Origin of the sequence: Pseudomonas sp. lyk4-TYG-107 (assembly GCF_030209055.1) — a bacterium.
Taxonomy (GTDB): Bacteria; Pseudomonadota; Gammaproteobacteria; order Pseudomonadales; family Pseudomonadaceae; genus Aquipseudomonas; species Aquipseudomonas putida_A.
The window spans coordinates 1-13,896 of sequence record NZ_JARVST010000020.1; the positions used below are offsets into that span (position 1 = coordinate 1).

12 protein-coding genes are annotated in these 13,896 nt (G+C 60.5%); 7 read left to right on the forward strand and 5 right to left on the reverse strand.

What is annotated here, in order from left to right; genetic code table 11:
- Window positions 1–126: 126 nt before the first annotated feature.
- The 3 genes from QRN61_RS17935 to QRN61_RS17945 form a co-directional block, all read right to left on the reverse strand.
- Entirely contained in the window at window positions 127–492 is a 366-nt protein-coding gene (locus QRN61_RS17935) for a DUF6124 family protein (RefSeq protein WP_027612112.1), read from the reverse strand.
- A 506-nt stretch (window positions 493–998) separates the two neighbouring features.
- On the reverse strand, window positions 999–3,410 hold the full coding sequence (locus tag QRN61_RS17940) for a glucose/quinate/shikimate family membrane-bound PQQ-dependent dehydrogenase (RefSeq protein WP_097086108.1): 2,412 nt from the start codon (window positions 3,408–3,410) through the stop codon (window positions 999–1,001).
- A gap of 223 nt (window positions 3,411–3,633) precedes the next feature.
- Window positions 3,634–4,995: a carbohydrate porin gene (locus QRN61_RS17945; RefSeq protein ID WP_285374386.1), complete on the reverse strand. Its 1,362-nt coding sequence runs from the start codon at window positions 4,993–4,995 to the stop codon at window positions 3,634–3,636.
- Window positions 4,996–5,295: 300 nt separating this feature from the next.
- On the opposite strand from QRN61_RS17945, the gene QRN61_RS17950 reads away from it, so the two are divergent.
- Both QRN61_RS17950 and QRN61_RS17955 read left to right on the forward strand, forming a co-directional pair.
- Window positions 5,296–5,526 (forward strand): VF530 family protein, encoded by a 231-nt coding sequence (locus QRN61_RS17950; RefSeq protein ID WP_027612109.1) that lies wholly within the window; start codon window positions 5,296–5,298, stop codon window positions 5,524–5,526.
- Between the two features lies 1 nt (window position 5,527).
- Window positions 5,528–6,166, forward strand: coding sequence for a Pr6Pr family membrane protein (locus tag QRN61_RS17955; RefSeq protein ID WP_285374387.1), 639 nt, complete (start codon window positions 5,528–5,530; stop codon window positions 6,164–6,166).
- 106 nt (window positions 6,167–6,272) lie between these two features.
- On the opposite strand, the gene QRN61_RS17965 is transcribed toward QRN61_RS17955, so the two are convergent.
- Both QRN61_RS17965 and QRN61_RS17970 read right to left on the reverse strand, forming a co-directional pair.
- The gene (locus tag QRN61_RS17965; protein WP_115988974.1) at window positions 6,273–7,058 is read right to left on the reverse strand and encodes a siderophore-interacting protein; all 786 of its coding nucleotides are present in this window, start codon (window positions 7,056–7,058) and stop codon (window positions 6,273–6,275) included.
- A complete protein-coding gene (locus tag QRN61_RS17970; RefSeq protein WP_285374390.1) occupies window positions 7,055–7,636 on the reverse strand; it encodes a PadR family transcriptional regulator in 582 nt (193 codons plus the stop codon). The genes QRN61_RS17965 and QRN61_RS17970 overlap by 4 nt, the downstream gene beginning before the upstream one ends.
- Window positions 7,637–8,151: 515 nt before the next feature.
- Here QRN61_RS17970 and QRN61_RS17975 point away from each other — a divergent pair.
- From QRN61_RS17975 to QRN61_RS17995, 5 genes are all read left to right on the forward strand, one after another.
- Window positions 8,152–8,628: a CS1 type fimbrial major subunit gene (locus QRN61_RS17975; protein ID WP_027612105.1), complete on the forward strand. Its 477-nt coding sequence runs from the start codon at window positions 8,152–8,154 to the stop codon at window positions 8,626–8,628.
- A gap of 105 nt (window positions 8,629–8,733) precedes the next feature.
- A complete protein-coding gene (locus tag QRN61_RS17980; protein ID WP_285374392.1) occupies window positions 8,734–11,256 on the forward strand; it encodes a CS1-pili formation C-terminal domain-containing protein in 2,523 nt (840 codons plus the stop codon).
- Between the two features lie 28 nt (window positions 11,257–11,284).
- Entirely contained in the window at window positions 11,285–12,541 is a 1,257-nt protein-coding gene (locus QRN61_RS17985; RefSeq protein WP_285374394.1) for a hypothetical protein, read from the forward strand.
- A gap of 59 nt (window positions 12,542–12,600) precedes the next feature.
- Complete coding sequence (locus tag QRN61_RS17990; RefSeq protein WP_027612102.1) at window positions 12,601–13,359, forward strand: pilus assembly protein; 759 nt, start codon at window positions 12,601–12,603, stop codon at window positions 13,357–13,359.
- A 1-nt stretch (window position 13,360) separates the two neighbouring features.
- Entirely contained in the window at window positions 13,361–13,852 is a 492-nt protein-coding gene (locus QRN61_RS17995; protein WP_285374395.1) for a CS1 type fimbrial major subunit, read from the forward strand.
- Window positions 13,853–13,896 lie beyond the last annotated feature (44 nt).

The window sequence follows — 13,896 nt, forward strand, 5'->3', positions numbered from 1 at the left end:
CCTCTCACCTCAGAGTTTATTCCCTTACTCAGACACAAGCGGGCTTGCTCGCGAAAGCGGTGTGTCAGTCAACGCAAGTGTTGGATGTGCTGACGCTTTCGCGAGCAAGCTCGCTCCCACTATGGCTCAGCTGTGTGCCGCAGATTGGGTGATTTCCACATTATCCAGCACCCGATTCACCGCCAGTTCGGCGAGCATGATGATTTGCTGAATGGCCAGTATCGTCCGGCGCTGCGGGATGTCGATGTACGCGGCGATGTCGCTGGTCATGAGGCTGGCTTGGGCCAGTGATTCGCAGGCGTGAACCAGCAGGCTTTCGTTGTCCATGTCCGGGGCGACCTGGAACATGCTGCTGGGTTTGTGGAATCTCACCGCGGCGGCGGAGGGTTTCAGGTAGTGGTCGAGGGCGCGTTCGGCGGCGTCGTGGAGTTTTCTGGAATCGAGGGATTCGTAGGGCGAGGTTTCTGGGGGATTGGGTGTGGGTTTGATCATGGTGAATTCTCAGTTGGTGAAGTGGAGCTACCTTCAATTGCCGCGACGCAATCTGAGGTGGCAGCTGTACGCGGGTTCGCGGACCGATAACTGAGGAATCGGCATACCCCCAAAGAAGGTATCCCGCGCACAGCCGCCATGACACAACCAACAGGCATCCGAGGTGCTGTCAGGTTGGCGATTATGCATCAGTTATCAGGCCGCGACGCCCGGCCGCTGAATTTCCAGCGACCACCAGAGCCTATCCAGCCAACTTCCGAGGCACAACCGACGCATCCTGTCGGAAATCTCCCGCTCACAACGCGCTTCTGTAGGAGGAACACCTTCCTTTGTAGGAGTGAGCCTGCTCGCGATAGCGGTAAATCAGTCACCGAAAGTATTGACTGAAATACCGCTATCGCGAGCAGGCTCACTCCTACAGTGTTTGGGGTGAATTCAACATCGATGGGCACAAAAAAGGCGATGTCCCTCACGGAACATCGCCTTTCCTTTACCGCCGCTAAAACTTATTCCGGCAGTTTGTACGCAATCACATAGTCACCCATCTTGGTGCCCAGCGAGCCGTGACCGCCGACAACGAGCAGCACATATTGCTTGCCGTCCTTGCCGGTGTAGGTCATCGGGGTCGCTTGGCCGCCGGCAGGCAGACGCGATTTCCACAGTTCTTTACCGGTGTTCACGTCGTAGGCGCGCAGATACTGGTCGAGGGTGCCGCTGAGGAAGCCGACGCCGCCTGCAGTGACCATCGAGCCGCCCATGCTTGGCACGCCCAGGGTGAAGCCGATCGGGATCGGCGAGCTGTCGCGGCTGGTGCCGTTCTTGCGTTTCCACACGACTTTGCCGGTGGTCAGGTCGATACCGGCGACGTAGCCCCAGGCCGGGGCCTGGCACGGTACGCCCAGTGGCGACATGAACGGGTGCATGATCACCGCGTATGGCGCGCCGGTGTTTGGCTGCACGCCAGCGGTTTCGCTCTCGCGTTTGCTGCCGGCGGCGACTTTCTCGCGTGGCACCATTTTCGAGACGAAGGCCATGTAGTTCGGGCTGGTGAACAGCATCTGGCGAACCGGGTCGACCGAGACGCCGCCCCAGTTGAACACGCCGACGTTACCCGGATAGATCAGGCTGCCCTGTTCCGACGGAGGCGTGTATTGGCCTTCGTAGCGCAGTTCCTTGAACTGGATGCGGCACAGCATCTGGTCGAACGGGCTGGCGCCCCACATGGCTTTTTCGGTCAGTTCCGGGGCCAGCAGGTTGAGGTCCGAACGGGCCTGGGTCGGTGCGGTGTGGTCGCCTTTCACGGCGCCTTGCGGAACCGGGATTTCCTTGATCGGGATGATCGGCGTGCCGTCACGACGGTCGAGGACGTACAGGCTGCCCTGTTTGGTCGGGGCGATCAGCGCCGGTTTCACGCCGTCGGCGGTTTTCATGTCGAGCAGGGTTGGCTGGCTGCCAACGTCCATGTCCCACAGGTCGTGGTGGGTGAACTGGTAGTTCCAGCGCACTTTACCGGTGGCCAGGTCGAGGGCAACGATGCCGGCGCTGAATTTCTCGGCGCCTGGAGTGCGGTCAGCGCCCCACTGGTCTGGAGTCTGGTTGCCCAGTGGCAGGAAGACCATGCCGAGTTTTTCGTCGACGCTGGCCAGCGACCACATGTTGGCCGAGTTGCGGCTGTAGGTTTCGCCCGGCGCCAATGGCTCGGTGGCGTCCGGCTTGTCGCTGTCCCAGTTCCACACGAGGTGGCCGTCGCGCACGTCGAAGGCGCGGATCACGCCCGATGGCTCGTTGGTCGACTCGTTGTCGGTGACGTGACCGCCCATGATCACCAGATCACGGGTAATCGCTGCCGGCGAGGTGGAGTAGTAGCCACCGGCGGTAAACGGGCCGATACCTTGGGTCAGGTCGACCACGCCGTTTTTGCCGAAGCCTTCGCAGATCTTGCCGGTGTCGGCGTTCAGTGCGATCAGGCGTGCATCGGCGGTTGGCAGGTACAGACGACGCGGGCAGGCCTGGGCAACGGCTTTGCCGGCTTCGGAGATAACGGCCGAGGCGGCGTTATCAGCTTTCGCGTAAGCGGCTTCGTCGTAGTACGACACGCCACGGCAGGTCATGTGGGCAAAGCCCTTGAAGCCCACCGGGCTCTTGATCTGCGGGTCGAAGCGCCACAGTTCCTTGCCGGTGTCCGGATCCAGCGCCAGCACTTTGCTGTGCGCGGTGCAGGCATAGAGCATGCCGTTGGCTTTGAGCGGGGTGTTTTCGTTGGTCAACTCGACCGGGTCATCTGCGGTTGGCAGGTCGCCGGTCTGGATGCGCCAGGCTTCTTGCAGCTTGCCGACGTTGGCCGGAGTGATCTGCTTGAGTGGCGAGTAGCGGTCACCGAACTCGGTGCGGCCATAGGCCTGCCAGTCGCCATCAGGCATTTGCGGTGCGGTGCTGGTCATGTCCGCGGTGTCGCGGCCCAATTCGCCAAAGGTTTCGCCCGGGTGGGTGAACAGGCTGGCCAGGGCAGTGACGCCGGCCAGCACCACGGCCACGGTCAGGCCACCTGTGCCCATCGGCGCCGGGCCATTGAGCAGCAGCGGACGACGGAACCACGGCAGCAACATCACGATGCCGAGAACGAACCACAGGGCCAGACGCGGCACCAGTTGCCACCAGTCCAGACCGACTTCCCACAAGGCCCAGACCGTGCTGGCGAACAGCACGATGGCGTACAGACCCAGCGCTGCACGACGACGCAGCAGCAACAGAATGCCGCTCAGCGCAATGCCGATACCGGCCAGCAGGTAGTACAGCGAGCCGCCGAGCATGCTCAGCTTGACTCCCCCGGCCAGCATGGCCAGGCCCATCAGTAGAAGCAGAATGCCGAGCAGGCTCGGTAGCAGACGGCCCCGACTCGAAGCACTTTCGGTGCTCATAGTGTGATTCTCCGTGACGTTTATGTAGTCCCGCGCTGTAGTCACTTTAGATGACGATTGGGCACAGGTATGGTTCAGATAAAAACTTGTCTAGCTAACGAATTTCATGCGTTCCCCTGTGGGAGCTGGCTTGCCAGCGATGGCGGAGTGTCAGCCGACGATAATGTCGAATGTGAAATCGCATCGCTGGCAAGCCAGCTCCCACAGGTTTCTTCAGTGTTTTTTAGAACGACGACTGGATCTTGATCCCCGCGATCAGTGCGTCATCGACCTGGTCCACACCGCCCGGATGGCGGATGTATTGCAGGTTCGGGCGCACGGTCAGCCAGTTGGCGAGGTGCACGCCGTAATAGAGCTCGGCGCTGTATTCGGTGTCCTGCGGTGGCAGGAAGGACGGGTCGTCGTAGTCGTAAACCGCCTGCGCCTGATTGCTCGCTTCGGCGTTTTTGCGAAAGGCCGGGTTGACGTGCACGCGGGCCAGGGCGAAACCGATGTCGTCCTTGGCGCGGGCATCGAACGGGCCTTTGTAGACCACGCCGGCCTGCACGTAGTTGTCGATGGCGTTGGTTTTCTTGTCGTGCATCGTCGCGTTGGCAAACACGCTCAAGCCGCGCGAGTGATCGCTGGCGAGGCTGGTGACTTGCTGCTGCGCACCGAACCACACGCCGTGCTTGCTCGACGCGCTGCGGTAGGCTTCGCCGCTCAGTGCAGCAGGCTGGCCGTTCTGGTCTTTATAGACGTCAGAGGCCTTGGCGCTGCTGTAGTAGTAACCGGCGCGGTATTCGCCCGGCAGACCATTGAGTTTCGGCGTCCACACCAGTTCGACTGGCAGCACCGCGCCCTGGGTGCCGCTGCCGCTGAGTTTGAAGCCGTTGCCGCGATCGAGGTTTGACGGGTTCTGCTCGTAGGCGCCGACCTGCGCGTACAACTCTGGGGTCAGGTGATATTTGACCCGCAGCGCCCATTGGCTGACCGGCCAGTTGTACCAGATGCCGCCGACCCAGTTGCCGACCTGCGAGCCGCAGAACGCCAGGTTCTGGAAGTCGCACGGGAAGCTGTTGAAGTCTTCGCCTTCGCCGAAGCGGCCGACCTTGATGTCGAGCTTCTGGTCGAAGAATTTCTGCTGGTACCACATCTGCGTCAGGCGCGTGGTCTGGCCACGGCCCCAGACTTCCTGGGCCGAGGTGAAGCCGCCAACGCGTGGGTCGTTGATGCGGTCATTGCTGATGTTGTTGCCGCTGCGCTTGGTGATGGTCAGCTGAAACTCGGCGTCGTCCCAGCCAAGGATTTTTTGCAGGTCCAGGTGCGTGCCCAGACCGAATTGGTCGCTGTAACGCGCGGTGCGATCGTGGTCGTAGCCGCCGTGCAGGTTGCTGCCCATTTCGCCGGTGTAATCGAGTTTGAAGTCGTAGCCTTTTTCCGCGAGTTCGGTACGCGTGCCGTTCCAGTCACCGAGCATCCACGGTGAGTCGCTGTCGAAGGCGGGGGCCGCCTGGGCGTAGGTGGCGAAGCCGAGCGCGGTGCAGCCGCCGAGCAGGCGCAGGGCTGAGATAGCGCTGTCTCGGGAGAAGGAAAAATCAGGCATGGGTCAGTCTTTTTTTGGTGTTTTACGGGGGTAAACCGAGCGCTTCAATTTGACGCAGGCAGTGAAGCGATTCAGCTGAAGGGCGGCAGGATAATGATCTGTAACAAAAAGACAAAGGGCTTTTGCAGACATGCAGCATTTCTGATTCGGTAACAGTGTGGCAAACGGGCGCATTGTGGCGATGGCTGCAGGCTGCGATCTTCTCGGGTTGGCCTACATTTGATGCAAGGCCTTCCACCTGACCGGCCCCTCGGCTAAGGTGCGCGGCTTGTGCATTTTCCCTCCGTCCAAAGGCCTGGCATGAACGACCACACTCCCGATCCGCTGCATGGCGTAACCCTCGAACAGATCCTCAATGCGCTGGTGGCGCATTACGAGTGGTCGGGGTTGGCCGAGCGCATCGATATCCGCTGCTTCAAGAGCGATCCGAGCATCAAGTCGAGCCTGACCTTCCTGCGCAAAACCCCGTGGGCGCGGGAGAAGGTCGAGCGCTTGTACGTGAAACTGATGCGCACCAAGCGACCGGTCTGAGATGGACGCCGTTGCGCGGCGACGCCTGATCACTGTCATCGCCAGCCTCGGCTGGGCCGGGCTGAGTATTCAGCTGTATCTGATTTTCCTTGCGCGGCTGAGTGTCGACGCCAGCCTGCTGGGCGGGCTGGTGAGTTTCTTCAGTTACTTCACGGTGTTGACCAACACGCTGGTGGCAACGGTGCTGACCTGCGCGGTCACCCGGCGTGAATCCGCTGCGCAGCGCTGGTTTCTGCAACCGTGGGTCAGTAGCGGGGTGGCAGTTAGCATTGCGGTGGTCGGCCTGGCTTACAGCATTCTGCTGCGGCATTTGTGGCACCCGCAGGGCTGGCAATTTGTTGCCGACGAATTACTCCACGACGTGATGCCGCTGCTGTTTCTCGGCTATTGGTGGTACTGCGTGCCCAAAGGCACCCTGCGCCTGTGGCACCTGCCGCTGTGGCTGATTTACCCGTTGGTGTATTTCATTTACGCGTTGCTGCGCGGGCATCTGCTTGGCGCGTATGCGTATCCGTTCATCGATGTGGCGCTGCTGGGTTATGCACAGGTGTTCGTCAATGCTGGAGGGATATTGGTGGGGTTTGTGCTGATTGGCTTGCTGGTGATCGGGATCGACCGCTGGCAGTCAGGACGAAGTTAAAAGGTCAATGTGGGAGCGGGCTTGCTCGCGAAGGCGTCAGGTCAGTCAACATCATGGTTGAATGATCGACCGCATTCGCGAGCAAGCCCGCTCCCACAAGGGTAAATCACTCTTCTGCGGAACCTTCGGCGCGCCAGTAGCCGACGGCTTTGACGAACTGCTCATTGAGTCCATGCTCATCCAGCAGCACCCGACGGATCTGCCGCGAGACCTTGGTCTCGGTCGCTACCCACGCATACAGATTGCCCTTGGGCACCTGCAGCTCTTTGACCGTGGTCAGCAGGTTGTCCTTGCCCCCGTCGCGCAGGACCCAGATCACATTGACCTGCGCCGCACTTTCCAGCACCTGTTGCTCGGCACCGTTTTCCACTTCGATCACTACCAGCGCCTTGCGATTGCTCGCCAGACCTTCAAGGCGGCGGGCGATGGCGGGGAGGGCGGTTTCGTCGCCGATCAGCAGGTAGCTGTCGAAGATGTCCGGCACGATCATCGAACCGCGCGGCCCGCCGATGTGCAGGAATTGCCCGGGTCTGGCCTGTTCAGCCCAGGTCGAGGCAGGGCCGTCGCCGTGCAGGACGAAGTCGATGTCCAGCTCGAGTTTTTCCAGGTCGTAGCGGCGCGGGGTGTAGTCGCGCATCTCGGGCAGCGGGCCGTTGTCCTTGCCGGCGCCGAGCACCATGGTCTCCAGCGCAGCGGTTTGTTCGGCATTCTGCGGGAACAGCAATTTCACGTGATCGTCGGTGCCCAGGCTGATGAACCCCGCCAGTTCCGGCCCGCCGAGGGTGATGCGGCGCATGCGCGGGGTCAGGTCGACCACGCGCAGGACTTCGAGTTTGCGACGTTTGATTTCGTGCATCACACGGTGAATGGTTTGGGTATCGACTGCAGTCATTCGGCTTTCTCCGGGGCAGATTGAGCGGCGGGGCCGTCGACGATGGCTTTGGCGGTGTCGTTGAGCAGCGCGGCAACCCGCTGGATTTCTTCCGCGCTCCAGCGTCCATGGTGCAGTTGCAAGGCGTGACGCAGGTTGTGCACTGCCTCGTGGATTTCCGGCGGCCGGTCATGGCCGCGCAACGAACGTTTGCTGACGTCGATGCGCATGCGCACGCCATCCAGCGCTACTGCTTGCTCGCTTAAGGACAAACGACCGGCGTCGGTCACGCTGTAGCGTTTTTTGCCGGCCTCGGCGTCGCCGCTGATCAGGTCGCTTTCTTCAAGGAAGGTCAGGGTCGGGTAGATCACGCCGGGGCTTGGGCTATAGGCGCCGTCGAACATGCCTTCGATCTGGCGGATCAGGTCATAGCCGTGGCACGGCTGCTCGGCGATCAGCGCCAGCAGCAACAATTTCAGATCACCGGGGGCGAAGACCCGTGGGCCGCGTCCACCGCGTTCGCGGCCGGGGCGTTTTTCGAAGCCGTCACGGCCGTCGCCGTGTTCGCGGTGATGATGGGGGGAATGATGGTCTCTCATTTTCCTGCTCTCTCGTCGTGTTTAGATACAACTTAAGATATATCTTTACGCGCTGACAAGGGTTCCTGACCAACGGCGCTCACCTGACCGATCGAATCTGCGGTCGAAAAAACCGGAAAATGATCAAGAAAACGCAGTATTAAATCCCCCGGCAAAGGCGCAAATTAGTGCAGATTCTCTAATATTCCGTTTCGCCCTTTGTTTCCGGGAAAGTGTGGTACATGTCTTACGGAAGTTGCTACCAAGTTGTGGCGCATGCAGTCATTCGGCTGGCGCGCTGTAGCCTGTTTCTTACAGTTGGACAGGAACTTTCCTGAATTTCGCGGTTTTTTCTTTCTCATCTAATGGCGTCCAGGCTACAAGGTCGCAGGACGTTGCCTGCTTACTTTGAAGATAAATTGGTTGAACATTCTTTGGCGTTGAAAGTTAACGGTGAGCACTGACTGCTCGTGACTGTTCAGTTCGCCTTGACTGCTCGACGACTCAACTAATTTATATAAGACAGGTATTCAATGATGCTCAAGAAACTCGCCTTTGCCGCCCCTCTGACTGTCCTGGCCATGAGCGCCTCGATGGCGTTTGCCGCCACTGAAGCCAAGCACTCCATCAGTCTCGTGGCGCACGTGCCGGCTGACGACTTCTATGCGGTGCCGGTGGATGCCGATCTGGTCAACAAGGATCAGGACATGAGCTACAACCCGGCCACCAATTCGATGCGCGAAGTCAACGGGCACTTCGACGTGCTGCACACGGCCGGCAAGGTTCATGCACGTCTGGAAGGGGTGCCGAAGCTGATTGGCGGCAGCAACACCATCGATCTGAAAGTCGAACTCAACGGCAAGACGCTGACCACCACCTCGCAGGAAGTAGTGGGTGATACCGAGTCCAATACGCGTTATCGCGCGCCCTTCAAGATCAGCGCTACCGGTGCCAAACCGGCCGCTGGCGACTACACCGGTGTGGTCATGCTGGTCGTCGAACCTTCGGTTTGAGTCATAACGGCAATACCTGACGTTACTTGTCCAGTAACGTAACCGGCCGGCAACTTTGAAGTTGCCCGGCCGGGCTTTTACTTCCGGTAATCAGAGTATTAATCCATGTATCCGATGACGCCCATCGCGGCTGCGCTTGCCTTGCTTTTGAGCAGCAGCGTACTGGCGGCGCCGCCTCCAGTCGATAATACCCCGCGAAGTTTGCTGGCTCAGGCGAAAGGTCTTCCGGCAGACTTTGAAGAGCATTTCTTTGATGTGCCTTTGGCGGTTCGTGTCGAACTTGATCAACAACCGCTGGGCGAGGCAATGATTATATTGTCGCGCGATGATCGCATTACCTTGCTCGACTTCACCGACACCAGTGACAGTCGTATCAGTGCCGCCGAGCGCGAAACCTGGGCCAGTCTCCTCAAATCCGGCGTAGCGCTTGGCAACTGCAGCGGGCAATGCCCCGAGCAACTGCTGGCGGTGCATTACAACCTGGAAAATTCACTGCTCTCGATCGCCACCGAAAACGCCGAGCGCGATCTGCAGACGCAACGCTTCCACGAGCAGCCCGAGGGTGGCAGCAGCGGTCTGATGCTGCGCAATCAGTTGAACCTCAATGGCGGCCAGAACCAGGATCTGGGCGGACGTTTCGGTCTGGAAGCCAGTGCCAGCCTCGGCAACTGGAGCCAGGCCTTCAATATGCAACTGGCGCGCCTCGGCGGGCCGGACACCAAGACCTATCATGCGGTACATGAGCTCTACACCCAGCGCGAACTGCAGGGCAGTTTTTTCCGCCTGGGCTATTTCACCCCCAATTCCGAAGGCCTGACCCGCCAACCCCGGTCGTTCGGCACCAGCCCCGATACGGCGGTGGGCGTGATGTATGGCAGCTCCGACAGCCTGGCGGTCGACAGCCCGCGGCCCAGCGTCTACCCGATTTTCGTCACGGCCAATCGCCAGGCGTCGGTGGAGATCTATCGCGATGGCCTGCTGATCAACACGCAAGCCGTGCCGGCCGGTTTACAGACGCTGGACACCCGGCCCTTGCCCGGCGGCATCTATGAAGTCGAAGTGCGCCTGATCGAGGATGGCCAGACCACCGCGACCACTCAGGAGCTGGTCTACAAACCGGTGAACTGGCAAAACCTCGACCAGCGCTGGCGCTATAACGTGTTCGCCGGCCAGGAAAGCAAACTGCTGAGCAATTGGGAAGAACAGCAAAGCGGTGATCTCACCGCCGGCGCCGCGCTCAACTACCTGCTGCACCCGCGGGTGATCCTCGGCCTGTCGGCGCGTCAGGTACGCGATACCTTGCAGTACGGCACTTCGATCGACTGGAGCCTGGCCGACAGCATCAGCCTCTTCGCCAACCTCTATCAGACCGAAGACCATGGCACCGGCGCCGATGTGCAGGGCCTGTACAACTATGGCGCCGGCAGCCTGGTGGTCAGCCACAACCGCAGCTGGCTCGATACCCGCAACACTTACGACACGCTACCCGACGGCACTCGCGTGCGTCAGCGCAATGTGTTCACCGGCGAAACCAGCAACTCGTCGCTGGCGCTCAACCATCGCATCAGTCGCAAGAACTCGCTGAGTGCGCGGGTCTCGCACAGCACCGGCAACGTCGAAGGCGTGGGCATGGACCTGGGCTGGACGCAACGCACCGAGCTGTTTGGCAGCGATGCCAACTGGCGGCTGTCGCTGTTCGACCGGCCGGGCAGCTACAGCAGTGGCGAGGCGCGTAATCGCGGGATCGACCTGAGCATCAACATGGCGCTGGGCGGGCCGGGGCAGCAGATTTCCGGCAGCATCGGCAGCCGCACCGCCCGCGATGGCGGGCGCGACAACAATGGCTCGATCGGCTATCGCAAGGATCTGCAGAATCACATTCTGCAAAGCGTTTCGGTCACGGCGCTGACCGACACCTATGGCGTCGGTCTTTCGAGCCTGGCCAACTTCCGTACCGACTGGGTCAATGGCGACGGCTTCGTGCAGCGCTCGTCCTACAACGGCAACTTCACCGGTGGCGTTAACCTCGACAGCAGCGTGATCGTCGGCGGTCAGCAACTGGTCATGACCAGCCAGCATCAGGGCCGTGGCGCTGGAATGATCGTCGATGTCGAGTCGGATATCGCCGACGTCACCCTGCGCGCCGACGACCTCAGCGGCGGCAGTTCAGCGCTGCGGCCGGGGCGTAATTTCATCCCGCTCACGGCGTACCGCAACAGTTCGGTGGGCTTCGATTTCGAAGGCAATCACGTTCCGGCCGCCAACATCGAACCGTCTCGCGCCCGCTATCACCTGAACAAGGGCGGCGTGGAGTACCGCAAGGTGCGGGTGATGAAAACCGTCACCGTACTCGGACGCCTGCTCGACCCGCAGGGCCAGCCGCTCAAAGGCCATCACGTGATCAATCACGCCAGTCGCGGGGTCAGCGAAGTCGACGGGTTTTTCTCGATGGAGATGCACGCCGGTTCCCCGACCCTCGAAGTGCGCTACGCCGATCAACTGCTGTGCCAGTTCCGGCTCGACCCCGACCAACACCGTAGCGAAAACAACGTGCTGATGATCGGCGATTTGCGCTGCTCGCCTGACACGTTGGCCGACGTCACCCAAAAGGCCCACACCGCGGGTTGATGCGGCCTGCTTCAGGAGATTTGCAGACATGAACGTCTCACCCTTGGCTACATACCTGCGTCGCGGGCTGGCCGCTGTTGTGCTGGTTGCCGGCACGGTATCTGCGGCTCACGCCGAACAGGTGTCGATCACCGCCGAGTTCAAGCCGGACTCGTCTTATCCGCACCGCAACAAGTTCCACAACACCACGCCCTCCAGTGGTTACTGCACCTACGATCCGGCGCAGTGCGAGCAGCACGAAATATTCAGCTTGCAGGTGCCGATTCAGTTCAACGCTCGTGCGCCGATTGCGGCGAATCATCCTTCGCCGCGGCAAGGGGCAACGTTTCAGGTACCCGTGCAGTGGCGTGAGCTGACGGTCTATCACGAGACCACCCGCGAGCCAAAAATCGTCAAGGTGCGGATCGTCGGTATCGGTTCGCGCTATGTGACCGAGAACGTGATGAAACTGGTGGAGGGCGCCGAAGACGATCGCAGCGCCCACAACCTGTTGTGGGGCTTGAGTTGGGTCTATGCACCCGAACCCTGTCAGTACAGCGGTGTGGGTTGGTACTCCCCCGATTCATACTCGTTTTTCTGGAAAACGCCAGCGGCCGCTGCCTGTACCAAACAGGCGAAGTTCGATGTGCCGTGGTTGCGTCTGGAACACCTCGATTTTGCCTATGAACTGGTCACCCCCGACCCGCTGGGCATGTCGTCGGGGGACTACAGCGGTTCGCTGACCTACCGCGTCGGGCCGAATGCGGATTTCGATTTTGGCGATGTGATGTTGCCGTCGAGTTCGTCTCTGACCTTGAATTTCAATCTGAATGTGCAGCACACCCTCAAGGTTGAAATTCCTCCCGGTGGTGAAAAGATCCGCATGGTCCCCGTCGGTGGCTGGCAGAGCTGGCTGCAGGCCGGACGGCGGCCGGTCGGGCTGTTCCGCGACCAGACCTTCAACATCTCGGCGTCATCGCGTTTCAAGATGTCGATAGGCTGCGGCCCAGGATTGAATGGTGAATGCGCGTTGGAGGACCGTGAAGCTAACCGTCGAGTGGAGCTGTTCGTCAGCGTCAGCCTGCCCAACGGGATAACCGACCTTGCCGGCCAGCCTGTGAGGCGCTTGCGACTGAGGCCAGGAGTAGGGAATGAGCAGTATTTCAAACCGGGTTTCTACGTGGATCGAACGCCGGGAACCCTGCACTTCGAAGTTCCGCCATATTCGATGGCCGGGATGCTGCAACCCGGTGCGGGAGGCTCGTATTCCGGCATCGTCATTGTGATCTGGGACTCGGATATCTGATGGGCTGCGTATCGATGAGTCGAGTCGGCATTGTGTTCAACGACCAAGGAATCAAGGTGATGAAGCGTCTGGTGTTAGCAATGGTTTTGAGCGGGCTGCCCTTTGCCCTGCAGGCCGGCCCGCAAATCAATGTCGGGACGGTCTACGACTATCTCGACGGCGACAAGAGCACGTACCTCAAGCGGGTGTTCAACAGCGGCGACAGCACTGCATTCGTCAAGGTCAACATCCTCGAAATCCTCTACGACGCCGACGGCACCTCGCGGGAAATCGAGGTCAGGAGCCAGGCCGACATGAGCAGTCGTGACGGCCTGATGGCCAGCCCCGCGCGACTGATCGTGCCGGCCAACGGCATGCAGGGCACGCGTCTGTTGATGATGGGCGAGCGTGACCGGGAGCGCTATTTTCGCGTGCGGTTCATCCCCGTTGTCCCGGAAAAGGAAGACGAATTCGCCGTGTCCGCCGAGGAGCGTGAGCAATACAAAACCACCTTGTCGGCCGGGGTCAACGTCATGACCGGTTTCGGTACGGTGTTCTTTGTGCGCCCGAAAGACAGCCGTTTCGACAGCGTGATCGAAGAGACCCCGGCGACGTATCGAGTGCGCAATAACGGCAACACCGTGGTGCTGATCGACGAGTTTCGCAATTGTGCGCTGAAAGACGAAACCGCCTGCCAGCCAACCACCAAACACCACATCCGCGCAGGCAACAGTTTCGAGTTCGACAAGCAGGCCGGACGTGAATACCGCTTCAATCTGGTGGAAGGCGAGAGCAAGAAGTCCCTGCGCGTAGCCGGCCAATCCTCAGGGGGGGCCTGAAATGATCAAGCCATCGTTGGTGATCCTGTGCGCGGGCGTTCTGACCCTGTTCAGTGCAGAATCGTTTGCGGCACGCGAAGAGCACCGGTTCGAGGTGTCGGTGGATATTCCGACGCTGGGTTTTTATGTGATACCGGCCGAAACGGACTGGATTCATCGTGCGCAGATTCTGCCGTGGAATATCAGCACCAAGAGCCTCGGCGGAATGCGCAAACACTTCGACCTCAGGCACGACACCAGTGCCATCGAGGCCCGCCTGGAGAACGTAGCGTTTCTGTCCAATGGTCGCGAGGAGCAGAACATTTATCTGCGCGTCAGCTTCGCCGATACCGTGCTGACTCACGAGACGCCGCGTCAGGTGGTTTCTGCGGAGCAGGCCAGGGCCGGCGGGCGTTATGCGCTGGAGATCCAGCCGATCACGCCCGCCGGCGGCTACAAGCCGGGGAATTACTATGGCAACGTGCACCTGATCTTTAATGCGGCGGCGCCCTGAGGTTGCCCGGCCTGCCCGATGTGCAACGGGCAGACCGGCGCGCC

What these genes read in the sequence shown, in the direction of transcription:
- QRN61_RS17935 (WP_027612112.1), bottom strand. Translation starts at nt 492, where the DNA reads ATGATCAAACCCACACCCAATCCCCCAGAAACCTCGCCCTACGAATCC.
- QRN61_RS17940 (WP_097086108.1), bottom strand. Translation starts at nt 3,410, where the DNA reads ATGAGCACCGAAAGTGCTTCGAGTCGGGGCCGTCTGCTACCGAGCCTG.
- QRN61_RS17945 (WP_285374386.1), bottom strand. Translation starts at nt 4,995, where the DNA reads ATGCCTGATTTTTCCTTCTCCCGAGACAGCGCTATCTCAGCCCTGCGC.
- QRN61_RS17950 (WP_027612109.1), top strand. Translation starts at nt 5,296, where the DNA reads ATGAACGACCACACTCCCGATCCGCTGCATGGCGTAACCCTCGAACAG.
- QRN61_RS17955 (WP_285374387.1), top strand. Translation starts at nt 5,528, where the DNA reads ATGGACGCCGTTGCGCGGCGACGCCTGATCACTGTCATCGCCAGCCTC.
- QRN61_RS17965 (WP_115988974.1), bottom strand. Translation starts at nt 7,058, where the DNA reads ATGACTGCAGTCGATACCCAAACCATTCACCGTGTGATGCACGAAATC.
- QRN61_RS17970 (WP_285374390.1), bottom strand. Translation starts at nt 7,636, where the DNA reads ATGAGAGACCATCATTCCCCCCATCATCACCGCGAACACGGCGACGGC.
- QRN61_RS17975 (WP_027612105.1), top strand. Translation starts at nt 8,152, where the DNA reads ATGCTCAAGAAACTCGCCTTTGCCGCCCCTCTGACTGTCCTGGCCATG.
- QRN61_RS17980 (WP_285374392.1), top strand. Translation starts at nt 8,734, where the DNA reads ATGTATCCGATGACGCCCATCGCGGCTGCGCTTGCCTTGCTTTTGAGC.
- QRN61_RS17985 (WP_285374394.1), top strand. Translation starts at nt 11,285, where the DNA reads ATGAACGTCTCACCCTTGGCTACATACCTGCGTCGCGGGCTGGCCGCT.
- QRN61_RS17990 (WP_027612102.1), top strand. Translation starts at nt 12,601, where the DNA reads ATGAAGCGTCTGGTGTTAGCAATGGTTTTGAGCGGGCTGCCCTTTGCC.
- QRN61_RS17995 (WP_285374395.1), top strand. Translation starts at nt 13,361, where the DNA reads ATGATCAAGCCATCGTTGGTGATCCTGTGCGCGGGCGTTCTGACCCTG.